21 protein-coding genes and 1 riboswitch are annotated in these 16555 nt (G+C 39.2%); of the genes, 11 read left to right on the forward strand and 10 right to left on the reverse strand.

Translation table 11 applies throughout. From position 1 onward, the window contains the following. The first annotated feature begins 95 nt into the window (after positions 1-95). Entirely contained in the window at positions 96-536 is a 441-nt protein-coding gene (locus tag FAR12_RS14570; RefSeq protein ID WP_126409467.1) for a Dps family protein, read from the forward strand. A 273-nt stretch (positions 537-809) separates the two neighbouring features. Here FAR12_RS14570 and FAR12_RS14575 read toward each other — a convergent pair whose 3' ends face one another. Beyond that, positions 810-1067, reverse strand: a complete 258-nt coding sequence (locus tag FAR12_RS14575) for a DUF6154 family protein (RefSeq protein ID WP_126409469.1) — start codon at positions 1065-1067, stop codon at positions 810-812. A 122-nt stretch (positions 1068-1189) separates the two neighbouring features. Between FAR12_RS14575 and FAR12_RS14580 the strand changes: the two genes are divergently transcribed. After that, positions 1190-1504, forward strand: coding sequence for a hydrolase (locus FAR12_RS14580; RefSeq protein ID WP_126409471.1), 315 nt, complete (start codon positions 1190-1192; stop codon positions 1502-1504). A gap of 102 nt (positions 1505-1606) precedes the next feature. Beyond that, the gene (ytkD, locus tag FAR12_RS14585; protein WP_126409473.1) at positions 1607-2083 is read left to right on the forward strand and encodes an RNA deprotection pyrophosphohydrolase; all 477 of its coding nucleotides are present in this window, start codon (positions 1607-1609) and stop codon (positions 2081-2083) included. Positions 2084-2097: 14 nt separating this feature from the next. Here the strand turns inward: ytkD and FAR12_RS14590 are convergent, their stop codons facing one another. The 3 genes from FAR12_RS14590 to FAR12_RS14600 are packed head-to-tail and all read right to left on the reverse strand — an operon-like array spanning position 2098 to position 4711. Further along, positions 2098-2907, reverse strand: coding sequence for an ABC transporter permease (locus FAR12_RS14590; protein WP_246010403.1), 810 nt, complete (start codon positions 2905-2907; stop codon positions 2098-2100). Next, the gene (locus FAR12_RS14595; RefSeq protein WP_126409477.1) at positions 2891-3664 is read right to left on the reverse strand and encodes an ABC transporter ATP-binding protein; all 774 of its coding nucleotides are present in this window, start codon (positions 3662-3664) and stop codon (positions 2891-2893) included. The genes FAR12_RS14590 and FAR12_RS14595 overlap by 17 nt, the downstream gene beginning before the upstream one ends. Before the next feature lie 51 nt (positions 3665-3715). After that, complete coding sequence (locus FAR12_RS14600) at positions 3716-4711, reverse strand: ABC transporter substrate-binding protein (protein ID WP_126409479.1); 996 nt, start codon at positions 4709-4711, stop codon at positions 3716-3718. Between the two features lie 129 nt (positions 4712-4840). Here FAR12_RS14600 and FAR12_RS14605 point away from each other — a divergent pair, with 129 nt between their 5' ends. After that, positions 4841-5623, forward strand: coding sequence for an alpha/beta hydrolase family protein (locus FAR12_RS14605; RefSeq protein WP_126409480.1), 783 nt, complete (start codon positions 4841-4843; stop codon positions 5621-5623). A gap of 52 nt (positions 5624-5675) precedes the next feature. Then, positions 5676-5918, forward strand: coding sequence for a DUF2584 domain-containing protein (locus FAR12_RS14610; protein ID WP_126409482.1), 243 nt, complete (start codon positions 5676-5678; stop codon positions 5916-5918). Positions 5919-6317: 399 nt separating this feature from the next. Here FAR12_RS14610 and pckA read toward each other — a convergent pair whose 3' ends face one another. Next, the gene (pckA, locus tag FAR12_RS14615) at positions 6318-7904 is read right to left on the reverse strand and encodes a phosphoenolpyruvate carboxykinase (ATP) (RefSeq protein WP_126409484.1); all 1587 of its coding nucleotides are present in this window, start codon (positions 7902-7904) and stop codon (positions 6318-6320) included. Positions 7905-8063: 159 nt separating this feature from the next. On the opposite strand from pckA, the gene FAR12_RS14620 reads away from it, so the two are divergent. Together FAR12_RS14620 and metK are read left to right on the forward strand one after the other, a co-directional pair. Continuing rightward, positions 8064-8438, forward strand: coding sequence for a thiol-disulfide oxidoreductase DCC family protein (locus tag FAR12_RS14620; protein WP_126409486.1), 375 nt, complete (start codon positions 8064-8066; stop codon positions 8436-8438). A gap of 68 nt (positions 8439-8506) precedes the next feature. Beyond that, positions 8507-8652: riboswitch (SAM riboswitch) on the forward strand. Between the two features lie 181 nt (positions 8653-8833). After that, positions 8834-10033, forward strand: coding sequence for a methionine adenosyltransferase (gene metK / locus FAR12_RS14625; RefSeq protein ID WP_126409488.1), 1200 nt, complete (start codon positions 8834-8836; stop codon positions 10031-10033). A gap of 37 nt (positions 10034-10070) precedes the next feature. Here the strand turns inward: metK and FAR12_RS14630 are convergent, their stop codons facing one another. Further along, positions 10071-10586 carry a gamma carbonic anhydrase gene (locus FAR12_RS14630; RefSeq protein ID WP_126409490.1) on the reverse strand — a complete coding sequence of 172 codons (516 nt, stop codon included), beginning with the start codon at positions 10584-10586 and terminating at the stop codon, positions 10071-10073. A gap of 277 nt (positions 10587-10863) precedes the next feature. On the opposite strand from FAR12_RS14630, the gene FAR12_RS14635 reads away from it, so the two are divergent. Both FAR12_RS14635 and FAR12_RS14640 read left to right on the forward strand, forming a co-directional pair. Then, entirely contained in the window at positions 10864-11667 is an 804-nt protein-coding gene (locus tag FAR12_RS14635) for an alpha/beta hydrolase (RefSeq protein WP_126409492.1), read from the forward strand. Positions 11668-11680: 13 nt separating this feature from the next. Next, positions 11681-12757: a tetraprenyl-beta-curcumene synthase family protein gene (locus tag FAR12_RS14640; protein WP_126409494.1), complete on the forward strand. Its 1077-nt coding sequence runs from the start codon at positions 11681-11683 to the stop codon at positions 12755-12757. 27 nt (positions 12758-12784) lie between these two features. Here the strand turns inward: FAR12_RS14640 and FAR12_RS14645 are convergent, their stop codons facing one another. The 4 genes from FAR12_RS14645 to mnmL form a co-directional block, all read right to left on the reverse strand. After that, entirely contained in the window at positions 12785-13579 is a 795-nt protein-coding gene (locus FAR12_RS14645; protein WP_126409496.1) for a GNAT family N-acetyltransferase, read from the reverse strand. Positions 13580-13656: 77 nt separating this feature from the next. Then, positions 13657-14232 carry a phosphoglycerate mutase family protein gene (locus FAR12_RS14650; RefSeq protein WP_126409498.1) on the reverse strand — a complete coding sequence of 192 codons (576 nt, stop codon included), beginning with the start codon at positions 14230-14232 and terminating at the stop codon, positions 13657-13659. A gap of 118 nt (positions 14233-14350) precedes the next feature. Further along, positions 14351-14923, reverse strand: coding sequence for a tRNA 5-(aminomethyl)-2-thiouridylate-methyltransferase MnmM (gene mnmM / locus FAR12_RS14655; protein ID WP_126409500.1), 573 nt, complete (start codon positions 14921-14923; stop codon positions 14351-14353). Continuing rightward, entirely contained in the window at positions 14920-15882 is a 963-nt protein-coding gene (gene mnmL / locus FAR12_RS14660; RefSeq protein WP_126409502.1) for a tRNA modification radical SAM protein MnmL/YtqA, read from the reverse strand. Before mnmL ends, mnmM begins: the two co-directional genes overlap by 4 nt. Before the next feature lie 173 nt (positions 15883-16055). On the opposite strand from mnmL, the gene FAR12_RS14665 reads away from it, so the two are divergent. Together FAR12_RS14665 and FAR12_RS14670 are read left to right on the forward strand one after the other, a co-directional pair. Further along, the gene (locus tag FAR12_RS14665) at positions 16056-16319 is read left to right on the forward strand and encodes a YtzC family protein (protein WP_126409504.1); all 264 of its coding nucleotides are present in this window, start codon (positions 16056-16058) and stop codon (positions 16317-16319) included. Between the two features lie 15 nt (positions 16320-16334). Beyond that, a complete protein-coding gene (locus tag FAR12_RS14670; protein ID WP_126409506.1) occupies positions 16335-16511 on the forward strand; it encodes a glycogen biosynthesis protein GlgD in 177 nt (58 codons plus the stop codon). The last annotated feature ends 44 nt before the right edge of the window (positions 16512-16555 follow it).

The following is a 16555-nucleotide window of genomic DNA, read 5'->3' on the forward strand; positions in this document are numbered from 1 at the left end:
ATTTGATTACAACAGTTATTCTAACATGAAAATCCCTTTTTATAGTAATTGGAATTTTAAATCTAGGACAAAATAGGGCAAGGAGGCTGATTCATATGGAGTTAAATGAAGTATTAAATAAACAAATTTCAAATTGGAGTGTGCTCTATGTCAAACTTCATAATTTTCATTGGTATGTAAAAGGGACTGAATTTTTCACGCTTCATGAAAAATTTGAAGAATATTATAACAGTGCAGCTATACATATTGATGAATTAGCTGAAAGGCTTTTAGCAATTGGTGGACAACCGGTTGCGACGATGAAGGAGTATCTTGAAAAGTCGTCGATTAAAGAGGCTTCTACTCGCGAAAGTGCAACAGAAATGGTGGCAACGTTAGTTGATGATTTTTCCATCATTATTGAGGAAGTTAAGAACGGCATGGGGATTGCGGAGGAATTGCAAGACGAGACGACAAGTGATATGTTGCTTGCTATTCATTCTGAGCTTGAAAAGAATGTTTGGATGTTAAAAGCGTTCTTGGGAAAATCCGCGTAATCATAATATAAAAAGCTGGCTTAATGTTGAGCCAGCTTTGTTATGTAGGGAGCTTTTCTCAAACCTTGTCGCTATTGGAGAAAAAAATCAATGAATTAGTCTTTGTTAACAGTGATAATTGATCATAATTCATTGAGAAAAGAGCAAGTTTTTTTGTAAAAAAACAGGGAAACTAGGTACGATGGCTCAAATGGCTAATTCTACGTTAAAATCGGCCGCTGGCCAATGGCAGTAGGATTTTAACAACGCTCTATACGAAAACAGACTTATGTATTAATGAATATTTCTTTGCTGTAAAGAAGGAGCGCGTTGTTGACCGTAATCTTCACTTGCGAATTTCCCCTTTAATGATTCTATTAAGTAAATGCCAACTAGGTTGTAAAGCTCTTGCTTATCCAACTCTTTGATTAGATTGAGCAAATCATCGTACGACATTTCTTCCAATAATGCGAAGGTTAATATATCGATATCTTCTTCATCTCCGGAAAGCTTATCGCGGTAAAATTCATAGATTTCATCAACCAGTTTCACGGATTCCACCCCCATTTTCTTATACAATACCCTCATTTTGAAAAAATAATCCTGAAAAATTGAATTTCTCCCGAAACAAAAATGGGTCAATGAGGCATGCTAGTGAAAAAGGGGGTTCTAATGTGGACCAAGAGAAAAAGACGTATTATATTACTGTCGGTTCAGGTGAGATTTCACAGAGCAGTACAGACTCGGCTTGGAATTTTAAAATTGAGGCAACAGATGATGAAATCATTCGATTAAGAGAATTATTCGACCAAAACTATTCAACAGAGTGGCGTAACTTTTTTCGCGCTCATGTTCCATATGTGCAGTATCATCACGACCGTGAAAATGACGCGTACGACGAGACGATTGTGGAAGTTTATAAAATGATCTATGAGTTAGGTGATCAAGAGGCAAAGAATCATATTGAAACGATGGGGATATTGGAATAGAAGGCGAGTGCCGCTTTATTTGGAGCGGCATTTTCTAATTGCTTAAGTAACGAGCTGTTTTCCATTATAATAAGGATATGAATAGATAGACGTGGAGGAACTATGGAGACTTTTAAGGATTATAATGGAGCTACGGTTCGGTTGGCATTTGCCCGAAATCAATTATCGAAGGAGCCTCAGCATGTGCTAACGATTTGCCGATATGTGGATGCTTGGCTTTTAACAAAACACAAATTACGTGGTTTAGAATTTCCTGGTGGAAAGGTTGAAGCAGGGGAAATGTTAGAGGATGCTGCTCGCCGTGAAGTTTATGAGGAAACAGGTGCAACTGTGAAGGAGCTTCAATTTATTGGAGAATATGAAGTGGATAATGGTAGTGATTCATTTGTTAAAGCGATCTTTTATGGAGAAGTTGATGGTCTGGAAGAGAGCGATAATTATTACGAAACCGCAGGACCTGTTTTAATAAAGGAGAACCTTTTAACACAAAGATTTGGAGAAGAATATAGCTTTATCATGAAGGATGAAGTAATTAAACAAGTCTTACTTTACATAGAAAAGCAAAAAAGCGGCAGATGATAGATGGCCGCTTTTTAAGATCCATTTTTGATCAGCTTTTTTTCTAATAAATCGACGAGTTGATACATAATGGTGGCAAAGACCGCAATGACGAGGAGAGATAACAAAACAAGGGTAAAATTAAATACCTGGAAACCGTAAATGATCATGTAGCCGAGCCCTCTTTTGGAAACGAGAAATTCTCCAACAATGACGCCGACCCATGATAGACCCACATTTACCTTTAAAGTGGAAATGATCGTTGGGAAGCACGCTGGTAAAATTGCTTCGCGAAAGGATTGAAAACGTGTTGCCCCAAATGTTTGTAGGACCTTTAAGTAATTAGGATCCACTTCGCGAAAAGAGGTGTACACCACAATCGTCGTAATAATGACCGAAATGATCGCACCCATGGCAACAATGGAGGTCATACTTGGTCCGAGAGCAACAATTAGGATTGGCCCTAAAGCAACCTTTGGCATGGAATTTAAAACGACCAAATAGGGATCTAGAACTTTAGATAGAAAGGGTGACCACCACAGAATTGCAGCAAGAATCGTTCCAAGGAGCGTTCCTAAAATAAAGCCAAGTACCGTTTCACTTACCGTATAGCCAAGGTCTAGGAACAGCGACCCATCTGCAATTTTATCGATAAAAAGGTTCCATATTTTTGATGGAGCACTAAAAATGAGCGGGTCTATCCATTCGTTTCGGCTAAATAGTTCCCATCCTGCAAAAAATACGACGAAGATAATCAATTGATATAGACGAACCCAGCGACTTTCGCGTTTTAGAGATTGGATATATTCGTTGTGAAGGAATTCGAGTTTACTGTTCTGTTTCAACTTGCTCGACCTCCTTCCATATGGTTTGAAAGATTTCTGAGTAAAGTTCATGATTTCTCGCCTGAAAAGGAGGAAGTGATCTTAACTCATCCGGAACGTGAATAATTTTATAGATTTGACCAGGTTTCGGAGAAAAGAGATAGATACGATCACTCATGGCGATGGCTTCGCCAATATCATGTGTTACTAAAATGGCCGTTTTCCCAAAGGATTTCAGCGTATCAGAGACGAGATCCTCTAGTCGTAGTTTGGTCTGGTAATCTAATGCTGAAAAAGGTTCATCTAGCATTAATAGCTTCGGTTCAGTAGCGAGAGTGCGAACAAGGGCAACCCGTTGTCTCATTCCGCCTGATAGTTGACTAGGATATTGCTTTTCAACTCCACCAAGTCCCATTTGTTCTAGAAGCTTATAAGTGTAGCTCTTTTTCTCAGCAGTTAATTGGTTGTTGAGCTTCAGTCCCAACAGGATATTTTCTTCGATGGTTTTCCAAGGAAATAAATAATCCTGTTGCAGCATGTAGCCAATTTGATTATCAAGCTTTTCTATTGGTTGACCTTCCAAGGTTACTTTTCCTTCAGTTGGCTTCAGTAACCCTGCAATGATTGAGAGTAATGTAGTTTTGCCGCACCCACTTGGTCCAAGAAAGGAGACGAATTCTCCTTCTTTAACCTCTAGTGAGATATTGGAGAGGGCCGTTGTTGCAGAGGTTTTTGTGAAATAAGTATGGTGTATTTCATCTATCTTTAAAAATCCCATTTCCTTCTCGGCCTCCTCTTTCATAATTGGTGGTACTCGTAAACATTAATTCTATTTCATAACACTTTCAGCTATCTCTGTGTTAACGAGGTCACTGTGATTAATACGTTCTGGTAATTCGCCTGCTTCATCCATAATGTCCTGAAGATTGTTCCATTCATCTTCCTCAAGAATTGGGTCGGTCGAAAAAGAGCCTTGCCCCTTATAGCGTTCGACAACCATTTCAATCAGTTCTAGATCTGTATCCTCAAACTGAGGTTGGATAGCTTCGGCTACTTCTTTCGCACTGTGCTCTTCCACCCATTGCTGTGCCTTATAAATAGCTCGAGTGAATTTTTCAATGACTTCTTTGTTTTCATCCATATAGCTTTCTTTTGCCATGAAGGATGTGTAAGGAACATGACCAGACTCTTCTCCAAAAGAGGCAACAATATGGCCTCTGCCCTCTTGCTCAAATACACTTGCTTGTGGTTCGAACAATTGAACGAAGTCTCCAGTTCCTGAGGCAAAAGCACTGGTAATATTTGCAAAGTCGATATTTTGGATTAGCTCTAAATCAGCATGAGGGTCGATACCATGCTTCTTTAAAACAAATTCTCCAACCATCTGAGGCATTCCGCCTTTACGTTGCCCAAGGAACGTACTACCCTTCAATTGATCCCATGAGAAATTATCAATTTTCTCACGAGAAACTAAGAATGTACCATCTGTTTGTGTAAGCTGCGCGAAATTAATGACGGGATCGCTAGAACCTTGTGCAGCTACATAGATGGATGTTTCTGACCCAACTAGCCCGATATCTGCTCCATCAGACAGGAGGGCAGTCATGACTTTGTCTCCACCTGCAGTCAAGGTTAATTCAACATCCAACCCTTCTTCTTCAAAAAATCCTTTTTCGAGCGCTACGTATTGTGGTGCATAAAAGATGGAGTGAGTCACTTCAGCGACCGTTACTTTTTGCACTTTTTCATTATTACAAGCGGCTAGCGTTATAATAAGGATAGCGGCTAAAAAACAAGTGACACTTATTTTTAACCATTTTTTCATGCTTTGACCTCCTTCATGGTTAAATGAATCTATATAAAAGGTTTGTGAGCCTAACTTATCGTATGAAGTGGTCAAAAAATGTGTGAATGCCTATATGAAAAAGATGAACTATTTTTAGGGGTTGAACATATGACACACGATGACGGTCAAATTATGATGAAGCAGAAATTCCCATCACCGAATCCTACTATTGAATTATCGATCGTCACTTATTATTCAGATGGCTTGAAGGTTAAAGGAATGCTAGCAGAACCAAAAGGGGAAGGAACGTATGACGGATTTTTGTATCTCCGTGGAGGCATTAAGAACGTTGGAAAAGTTCGTCCTGGAAGGCTTGTGCAATTTGCCTCGGAAGGATTTATTGTTTTCGCTCCTTTTTATAGAGGCAATCAGGGTGGAGAAGGAAATGAGGACTTTGCTGGAGAGGATCGGAAGGATGCGTTTTCGGCCTTCGAGTTGCTCCGTACTCATCCTAGAGTTAGCAAGATACATATATTTGGATTTTCGAGGGGAGGGGTCATGGCTCTTTTGACTGCGATTCATTTTCCTGAAGCGGCCTCTGTTGTGACATGGGGGGGAGTGACGGATATGTTCCTAACCTATGTGGAACGAAAAGACTTAAGGCGAATGATGAAGCGGGTTATTGGTGGCACACCTACGAAATTTCCAGATCGATATAGGTATCGAACTCCGTTGTTTCATTTAGAAAAATTAGAGGTACCTACATTAATTATCCACGGTGTGAAGGATCAGAATGTGTCGATTGATCATGCGTATCGCTTAGAAAAAAGGCTGAAGGTTTTGGATAAAAAGGTGGAGACTTGGTATTTTGATTCATTTACGCATTATTTTCCTCCCTTAATCAATCGTGAAGTGGTGAGGGATTTAACGAAATGGATGAAAAATCAATAGGGATAATGGTAAGATAGGGGTAGAATAGGAAGTTTTTAAAGGAGTGTTTAAAATGGGTATGCCTATGGAATTAAACACAATGATCGTCACAAAAGGAAAAGAAAAACGTTACAAGGATAATCTTTTTACATTAGTGAAGGATGGGTACCGTTTATATCCACTGGAAATTCCGATTGAAGTGAAAAGAACAATAGAAGGCGATCTAATTGGAATCGGGGAGATCAAGAAAGTGGAGTGGGAGAACAAGCAAACGACCATCCATTATCAGTTGGTCTCGTTGAATTCGACGAATTAAAGAGTGTCATTCTTCCTCTCAGTATGTTGCGGAACAGAGCAAAGTTGTCAATAAAAAGTAACTGATTGACAGAATGAAGTGGAACCAGAGCAAATCTGTCAGATAAAAGGTTAATGACTGACAAAATGCTGTAGAACAAGAGAAAATCTGTCAGATAAAAGGTAAATGAATGACAAAATGTAGTAGAGCCAGAGCAAATCTGTCAGACAAAAGGTAAATGAATGACAAAATTTTGTAGAACCAGAGCAAGTCTGTCAGATAAAAGGTAAATGATTGACAGAATACCACAGAAACAGAACAGAGTTGTCATTCAAAAGAAGATGCCACACCAAACCACAAAAAAGCTGTTTACCAAGGCCCGCACCCAGCGAGACCTGATGGTAAACAGCTTCTTTATTTTTAGGCGATTGGACCGCCTTTTTCACGAATAGCCGCAGGAACTTTAGAGAACTTTTCAAAATTGACTTTGAACTTCTCGGCCAATTCCTTTGCCTTCTTTTCGTAGGCAGCTTGATCATTCCACGTCTTATTTGGTTGAAGAACAGCATCAGGAACACCTGGTACATGAAGTGGAATATGAAGACCAAAAATGCTATCCTTCACAGTTTCCACATGATTCAATTCGCCTTCAAGAGCTGCTTGAATCATCGCACGAGTGTAACTTAGCTTCATTCGACTTCCTACACCATACTCTCCACCAGTCCAGCCTGTGTTCACAAGGTAGACCTGTGAGTTATGCTCATCAATTTTTTCCCCAAGCATTTCCGCATAACGTGTTGCTGGAAGTGGTAAGAAAGGCGAACCAAAACATGTCGAGAACGTCGCTTCTGGTGATGTAATTCCACGCTCCGTTCCAGCTAGCTTTGAAGTATATCCGCTTAAGAAATGATACATTGCCTGTTCCTTCGTTAGCTTCGAGATCGGAGGTAATACACCAAAAGCATCAGCTGTTAAAAAGACAATCGTATTTGGATGACCGGCAATACTTGGGTCAACAATATTATCAATCGATTGAATCGTATAAGCTGCGCGCGTATTTTCAGTTAATGTGCCATCATCATAATCGGCCACACGTGTTTCCTTGTTCAGAACAACATTTTCTAGTACAGAACCAAAACGAATGGCATCAAAAATCTGTGGTTCTTTCTCACGAGTAAGATTGATGCATTTCGCGTAGCAGCCACCCTCAATATTGAAGACGCCATTGGAGGACCAGCCATGTTCGTCATCACCAATTAAACGTCGATGTGGATCAGCAGAAAGCGTTGTTTTCCCTGTACCAGACAAGCCAAAGAATAGCGCTACGTCACCTTCAAGCCCAACATTGGCTGAGCAGTGCATAGATAAAATCTGATTTTCAGGAAGTAAATAATTCATGACAGAGAAAATCGATTTTTTGATTTCACCTGCGTATTCCGTACCACCAATTAAAACGGTGCTACGTTCAAAGGAGATAATGATAAATGTTTCTGACTTCGTTCCATCTACCTTCGGATCTGCTTTGAAGTCTGGAGCAGAAATCACGGTAAACTGTGCTTCATGATTTAACAACTCTTCTTCAGTCGGGCGAATGAATAGTTGATGTGAAAAAAGATTATGCCAAGCATACTCATTGATAACTTGAATCGGAAGCTGTGTTTGTTTATCTGCTCCTGCAAATCCTTTAAAAACAAAAACTTCTTCTTTATTTTTTAGATAGTTAATCACCTTATTATAGAGAAGGTCAAAAGCTTCCTCTGGGAATGGTTGATTGAGCGGGCCCCAATCAATTTTATCCTTTGAAGTACTTTCTTCCACGATGTATTTATCTTTAGGTGAGCGTCCAGTATACTTTCCTGTAGTTGCACAAACAGCGCCAGTGGAAGTTAAAACGCCTTCATTACGCTTTAACACTTTTTCTACTAGTTGTGGAACAGATAGCTGAACGTGCACGTTATCCTGGTTTAATAATTCATTTAACTCGTTCGAAACACTAACTGAGTTCATCTGATGAAAACCTTCCTTCAGCATGATATTTTTACAACTCACGAATAGTATAACACATTTGTGATATTAATCTATACTAATAGCTAATTATTCGGAATATTAAATCATAAACAGAAAGTATGTTAAAATAAACTATAATTTCCTTTGAGGATGATGAAAATGAATATTATTGCCTTATATGATAGGAAATGTAGTCTTTGTCAGAGGACAAAGAGAACTTTTCAAAAACTTGATTGGAATCAAAAAATTGAATGGATTTCTCTACAAGAATATGAAGGAAGCCAATTCAGTGCACTTGAACTAAGAAGGGAGCTTCATATTATCCTTCCAAATGGAGATGTTCTTAAGGGATTTGATGCGGTAAGAAAGCTCTTAGTAAAAAGTCCGCCGACAGTGTTATTAGGATTACTTTTATATCTTCCATTCATCCCTCTGATTGGACATCCGATTTATCGTTGGATTGCCAAGAATAGATATAGGTTTTTGAAAAAGACATGCACGGACGGAAGCTGTTCAATAGAGGAAAAAAATTGATAGAAATCATGCTTTTCTGTTGACACTGGTGCATTGGTTCGATATGATTTTAATTTGAAACGGATACTCTCTTATCCCGAGTAGGTGGAGGGACAGGGCCCTATGAAACCCAGCAACCAGCTATGTTTTGAACGACGAGGTGTGTAAAACAGCCTCTGTGACAAAAGCAAAGGTGCTAACCTGAAGCAAGGATTTAGTCCTTGAACGATAAGAGTGAAAGGCGAGATTTGTAAACTTCAACCTTTCCTCATTTTTAGGGAAGGTTTTTTTATATTTATCTCTGCTTTTATCAAATACTAATAATATCTCCATGTTTATTTCATACTACATAGGGAATGAGTACCGTATCAAAGTCGAGGGTTCCCTCGTCCATAATGATATGAGGAGGAAGTCAGATGTCAAGAAACGCGCGTTTGTTCACTTCTGAGTCAGTTACTGAAGGTCATCCGGATAAAATTTGTGACCAAATTTCTGATGCGATTTTAGATGCCATTTTAGCAAAGGATGCTAACGCTCGTGTTGCTGCTGAAACATCTGTAACTACAGGTCTTGTTTTAGTTGCAGGTGAAATCACTACATCTACATATGTGGATATTCCAAAAATTGTACGGGAAACGATTAAGGAGATTGGCTATAATCGAGCGAAGTATGGATTTGATTCGGAAACCTGTGCGGTGTTAACTTCTATTGATGAGCAATCTGCTGATATTGCGATGGGAGTTGACCAAGCTCTAGAAGCACGTGAAGGTAGTATGACTGATGAAGAAATCGAAGCAATTGGAGCAGGAGACCAAGGTTTAATGTTCGGATTTGCATGTAATGAAACAAAGGAACTTATGCCTCTTCCAATTTCTTTAGCACATAAACTATCTCGTCGTCTTACAGAAGTTCGTAAAGAAGAGATTCTTCCTTACCTTCGTCCAGACGGAAAGACACAGGTTACAGTGGAATATGATGAAAATAACAAGCCGGTCCGCATTGATACGATTGTTATTTCAACTCAGCACCATCCTGAGATTAGCTTAGAGCAAATTCAACGTAATCTTAAGGAACATGTTATCAATCCAGTTGTTCCAAAGGAATTAATTGATGAGAATACGAAGTATTTCATCAACCCAACAGGACGTTTTGTTATTGGTGGTCCTCAAGGGGATGCTGGTCTTACTGGTCGTAAAATTATTGTTGATACCTATGGTGGTTATGCACGTCATGGTGGCGGTGCATTCTCTGGTAAGGATCCAACAAAAGTTGACCGTTCTGCAGCATACGCGGCACGTTATGTAGCGAAGAACCTTGTTGCTGCAGGACTAGCTGATAAGGTAGAAGTACAGCTTGCTTACGCTATTGGAGTGGCTCAACCTGTTTCCATCTCTGTCGATACATTTGGAACTGGTAAAGTAGGAGAGGATGTTTTAGTTGAAGTTGTTCGCAATAACTTCGATCTACGTCCAGCCGGCATTATTAAGATGCTTGACCTACGTCGTCCAATTTACAAGCAAACAGCTGCCTACGGACATTTCGGTCGTACAGATATCGAACTTCCATGGGAACGTACAGATAAAGCGGATGTACTACGTGCAGAAGCATTAAAATAGTATAAAGAAGAGGTGCGGTTTAAATCCGCACCTCTTTTTATCTAGCCTGCAACGCCTTATAATATTGCCCTTTTTCCGCATATTCTCTTGAGATTCTTTCCATGTCTTTGATGTCTTCCTCAGTTAGTTCCCGGATAACCTTAGCTGGCCTTCCAAAAGCGAGTGTGTTTGGAGGGATTTTTTTACCCTGTGGAACAAGACTTCCTGCCCCGATAAATGCTCCTTCTCCAATCTCGGCTCCGTCTAGAACAATGGAGCCCATCCCAATTAGGGCTTTTTTCCGAATGATACAGCTATGTAAAATGACTTGGTGGCCAACTGTTACTTCGTCTTCTAAGATAAGTGGATTGTTGGGACTTTGGTGTAAAACGCTATTATCTTGTACATTCACTTTATTCCCAATAATCGTTGGAGCGACATCTCCTCTGATAACAGTATTAAACCAAATGCTTGATTCGTCTCCGATTTCTACGTCACCAGTAATCGTGACATAATCGGCAATGAAGGCAGTGGATGCAATTTTCGGTGATTTGTTATGAAATGGATATATCATGGGCAATCCCTCCTTGTGTGATATAATCCAATTTTACCGAAATTTCCGTTTGAAGTGTGAAATAACATTTAAAACACTGAGTTGAGCCTATTTTTATGGTAAAATGGGGTATATTTTATAGATGAAAAAGTACATTTTTAAATATGAGAATTGTCTAGCGCAAGCAGCTGTTTAGACTAAACACTAAGATTATTTTCTTAGAATGATCTTCGCAGGAACAAACTGTTCTTTCGAACGCGCTAACGGTTTTCTTATGGGCTTTGTAGGAGGAATGTTCATGTGGAAATGGGAACCTGATGGGGAGGCAAAAGGAGTCATAGTGATGGTGCACGGTGCATTAGAGCATCATCGTCGCTACGGGTGGTTGATTGAAATGTGGCGTACAGCTGGCTTTCAAGTAATAATGGGTGACCTGCCTGGGCATGGTCTTACGACAAGGTCTAGAAGAGGGCATATCGATTCTTTTGATGAATACGTCACCGAAGTGAAGGAATGGGTTGAGACTGCTTACCAATTTGACTTGCCTGTGTTTTTATTTGGACATAGTATGGGTGGTTTGATAACGATTCGTTTGCTTCAAGAAGAGGAATTGAATTTAGCTGGTGTTATTCTTTCTTCACCTTGCTTAGATCTTGTGAAAAAACCAGCCAAAATTATAAATGGGATTACGCACATTTTGAATGTCGTCACTCCCGAATTAAGAGTGAACCCAGGGATAACAGTTAATATCGCAACACGAAATAAAGATGTTTTAGAAGCGGATATGAATGACACACTGTATATAGATAAAGTGACAGTGAGATGGTATCGGGAATTAGCTGATTCCATGAAGCTTGCTTTTGAAGAACTTGCGAAGACGAAAGACGTACCGATGCTCGTAATGCAGGGTGGAGACGATAAGATTGTGAATAAATTGGCTGTAAAAGAATGGTTTAATCAGTCTCCTTTGTCTGAAAAAAGATATAAGGAATGGCCGAAAAGTTACCATGAAATTTTTAATGATCCTGAACGGGATGAAGTATTTGAATATGCAAAGGATTTCGTTTATAGTCAGTTAAAAGCAATTGGCTACATCGTTTGACGGAGGTTTTTTAATGACTATACCATCTGAACCACTTTCCCTAATGACGAAAGTGTACAGAAAAATATTGCCAACTGCTCACAAGGAGCTTGCCTATTGGAAGAAGAGAGCAGGGGAAATTCCAGATGAGGAGCTTAGGAAACAGGCACTTGCAAGCATTGAAAGTAAAACTTTTCATTGTGAGGGTGGCTCGATCTTAGCTATTATGGCTGGAGAGTGTTATGAAGAGGCAATTAAGTTTATTGTTGCCTATCAAACGATCAGTGACTACTTGGATAATCTTTGTGATAGAAGTACTTCACTTGATCCAGATGACTTTTCTGCATTACATGAGTCCATGGCAGCTGCATTAACAATCGGAAAAGACCAACAAGATTATTATCGATATCGTCAAGAAAAAGAGGATGGCGGTTATTTAAGCGAGCTTGTTGAGACTTGTCAAAATGTCTTGAAAAATAATCCCAATTATCATCTCATTAAGGATTATCTTTTAGAGCTTTGTCAGTATTATTGTGACTTACAAATACATAAGCATGTGAAGGTGGACGAACGAGTTCCACGTTTGCAAAATTGGTTTCAAGAGCATAAAGAAGATATTCCTGAGATGGAATGGTATGAATTTTCCGCTTGCTCTGGCTCAACCTTAGGGATATTTTGCCTAGCTTCTTTTGGCATGAGCACTGATTTTGAAGAAGAGCATGCTGAAAAAATTCGAAATGGGTATTTTCCTTATATTCAAGGTCTCCATATTTTATTGGATTATTTTATCGATCAGGAAGAAGACAAAATAGGTGGAGATTTGAATTTCTGTTTTTACTATAAAAATGAAGAGAGCTTATTTGAACGTTTGAAGCATTTTGTGGAAGAAGCAGATAAACATACGGAAGGCCTTCCAAATCGCCGTTTTCATCAGTTGATTAATCGGGGCCTAGTGGGGATTTACCTTTCAGATGAGAAAGTTCGTAGCCAAAAATCGGTTCGACTTTTAGCAAAAGAAATGATTCGCAGCAGTGGGTTAATTAGTTTCTTTTTCTATATAAATGGACGGGCATATCGGAAGGTTCAGAAGTGGATACCTTCAATGAGATAAGAACGCATGGATTTCGAATCCATGCGTCTATTTTTTAATCCAGATTGATTTTGTATAACCTATATTAAAACCTGCTCTCTCCAGATTATTTTGACTTGTGGAGCCGAATCTTGCTTGACTGACAAGTAAGATGCATCCTTTTTGGAAAGCTTGATAAATTCGATGTTTAATTAAGGATCTCTGAATTCCTTTCTTTCTAAATTGTGGGGTTGTAGCGGCCGCTGCGAGAGTGGCCACGTTATCTTTTATAAATAGGACCCCAATTCCAGCAGGTTCATCTTCAATACAGGCAAGGTAGAATGTCCATTCTTCTTTATCATGAAGTACTTCATTATTTTGAGCTACTCCATTTTTTAGAAAGGAAGGCATCTGGAATCCTCGTGTGTATATTTCCGCAAAAGTATCGAATTCGTCACTTCGTAATTCTCGAATAGCCAATTCATTTTCCCCTTTAGCTACAAGACTATTTGCGTAGAGAGTAGTGTGAAAATCATTTTGATAAAATCCTTTCTCCGATAAATATGTGAGGAGCGTCGAAGAAACGTGTCCAGGAGCTAGCTCGAATCGCAACGGAATACTTTTCTCATTGTAAAAGTCGATTATTCTATCTATGTACTTTTCATCACCATCTTTTAACCCTTTTACTGTATTGAACGATGGTCCTGGAATATTCTTTACAGAAAATGCTGTTGCACTCCCGAAGGTTTGTATGTCGACCCCCATTGGATTTCCTTCTAATTCTTTTATGGCAGTAAGGCGTGAGTGCAGACAATCTACCTCTGACATTTCTAAAACATGTGCTAATTCTTTATTCACAACCATTTTCTATTTCACATCCTAAAACGTTGGTATGATTATTAATTCAACATATATCACTGCTAATCCTATTAAACCCATGCTTAACAACTGACTTGAACCCATCCTGTTTCAGGTGGAAAATCTGCTCTAGTTAATTTTTCTCCTGAAATTAACTGACGATAAGAGGTTATCGTTCCGTCATGGGAAACGATATATATTTTTTCTTTATGTAATAACTTACAAGCCGCAATAAATTCCTTTCCCGCATCTATGAACTTATTTTCAGGCAAAATATTTATGCCATTTGCCCATAAATCAAGAGAAGCATTCATATCCAATTCAAAAGTCGGAAACTCTTTTTTGATTGTTTCAATACCAAGTAATTTATCACAAGGTAATGTGTTTTTGTTTGGTAGTAGTGGAAACATGCGTGGAGAGACTAATGGGCTAACAATCTTTTGGCAATCGACATTTCTGCTCCAAATATAAGCTGTTTGAAGAGTTCTTCTGAGAGGACTGATAAAAATAATATCTGTGTTGGTTAAAGGGAGTGTATTTTTTAATAATTTCACTTGTTTTATACCATTAGAGGTTAACGAAGGATGCTTGATTTGAAAACTTTTTGGTATATCTAAAGTATGTTCCCCTTGGCCATGTCGAATAAATATTATTTCCACCTAATCATCACTTCCTTGAAAGTTATGTTAATCTTTTAATTCGCTATTCTTTTAGGAAATTCCTCGGTAAACACAAAAAATAAAGACCAAATCATAGGATTTGGTCTACTGAACGTAGTTATCTTTTCTCAATCGCCACAATAAAAGGCGGATTGTTTTCTTGGTTAATGAATTGGTATTGAAGTACATGAACTATTTTTTGATCGAGCTGTTGGACAAAAGGAACGACTGTATCACGCTCTACTGCTCCTTCTTCATGACCATGGTAAATGACCAATACAATGATGCCTTCAGGAGCAAGGATTTCAATCAATTGTTCGATGGCGGCAATGGTCGTGTTCGCTTGCGTCACAATCGATTTGTCACCACCAGGTAAATAACCTAAGTTGAAAATAGCCCCAGTTACTTTCCCATGCATGGAAGCAGGCACCGTTGATAGAATTTCCTCATGACCTTTATGAAAAAGAGTTACCCTTTTTGCAAGATCTTGCTCAAGTAGCTTCTTCTCGGTACTCGTGATTGCTTCTGCTTGAATATCATAGCCAAATACATGTCCTTGTTCTCCGACGAGTTTGGCCAGAAAAAGTGTATCATGACCGTTTCCAAGTGTAGCATCTACGACGATATCGCCTGATTTAACCGCTTTTTGTAGCAAGGTCCGGGCAAAAGGTAAAATGCCTTCTAGCTTCATTGCTTTACCTCAACCTGATTATAAAACTTACCTTGCCAGCTACCACGGCGTTTTAACTCTGTATCAATCGCGTTTAAAACTTCCCACTTGTTGACACTCCACATTGGTCCAATCATTAAATCAATCGGCCCATCACCAGTAATACGGTGAACAATCATTTCCGGTGGGATGATTTCTAATTGATCGCAAACTAGACTTACGTAATCTTCTTTTGTAAGAAACTCAAGAATACCCTTTTCATACTGTTTCACCATTGGTGTTCCTTTTAACAAGTGAAGAAGGTGGATCTTAATCCCTTGAACATCTAGTTTGGCAACCTCACGAGCCGTTTCCATCATCATGTCATAGTTTTCTAATGGTAAGCCATTAATGATGTGCGTACACACGCGAATTCCGTGTTTGCGAAGCTTTTCAACACCCTGAACATAACTTTCGTAATCATGGGCACGATTAATTAAAAGAGCTGTTCGTTCGTGAACTGTTTGTAGGCCAAGCTCAACCCATAAATAGGTTCTTTCGTTAAGTTCAGCTAAATACTCGACCACATCATCTGGAAGACAGTCTGGTCGTGTGGCGATCGAAAGTCCTACGACACCTTCTTGTGCTAAAACCTTTTCGTATTTTTCACGAAGCTCGGCAACAGGTGCATGAGTATTCGTAAATGCTTGGAAATACGCCATATATTTGCCGTCTTTCCATTTCTCATGCATTTTGTCCTTAATTTCTTTAAATTGTACTTCTAAATCATCAACGCGATTGCCGGCAAAGTCACCGGAACCAGCAGCACTACAAAAAGTACATCCGCCGTGAGCAACAGTGCCGTCTCGGTTCGGACAATCAAAGCCACCATCTAGGGCGATCTTAAATACTTTATGGCCAAATTGTTGGCGTAAATGGTAATTCCATGTATGATATCGTTTTTCATCTATAGCATATGGAAATGGGTTTGTCTGATTCAATTCAGTTTCCCCTCCTCTGAAATTCATAAGAAAAATTTTAACATGAAATGCGTAATTTTCATAATGGAGTATATTTCAAATTAAGGTGTAAGGGAAACTTGTTGTGAACAAACTAACAGGGAAGCATTCATTGCTTCATTTTCTCATGAAAAATGGTCGGGAGGTTAAAAGGGATGGCGACACGTCAATCAGTAGAAAACCTTCTTCAACAATGTGAGGATGCAATTCGTAACGCCCATGAACAATACCAGGAGCATACGAGACAAGAAAATTACAATGAAGGTGAATTTACCGAAGCCATGCAGCAAGTTGAGACGGCTTATAATGATTTAGCGAAAATGGCACATAGTGCGAATGGTCAGCAACGGGAGCAGCTCCATCGCATGCGACTTCAGCTACAGCAGGTCCAAAATAACATGATTTTACACGAACATTAAGGAGAGGAATGCCTCGTGAAAAAACGGTCCAAACAAAATAATCCTGAACAAAAAACAAGAAATGGCATCAACAACCAGGATATTGAATTGGGTCAGGATTTTGATCAAGTAAAACAAGCCAAAAAGAAATACGAGAAAAAAGGGCAACCGGTTAAGTCGAAGTTCCATCCTGAGCCGGAGCAATCCCGATAAGTAGAAAAGAAGCTGTCCCGAAGGGTTTTCATGACCTTTTGCGG

This window comes from Bacillus yapensis, from assembly GCF_005280205.1.
GTDB classification, from domain to species: Bacteria; Bacillota; Bacilli; order Bacillales; family Cytobacillaceae; genus Robertmurraya; species Robertmurraya yapensis.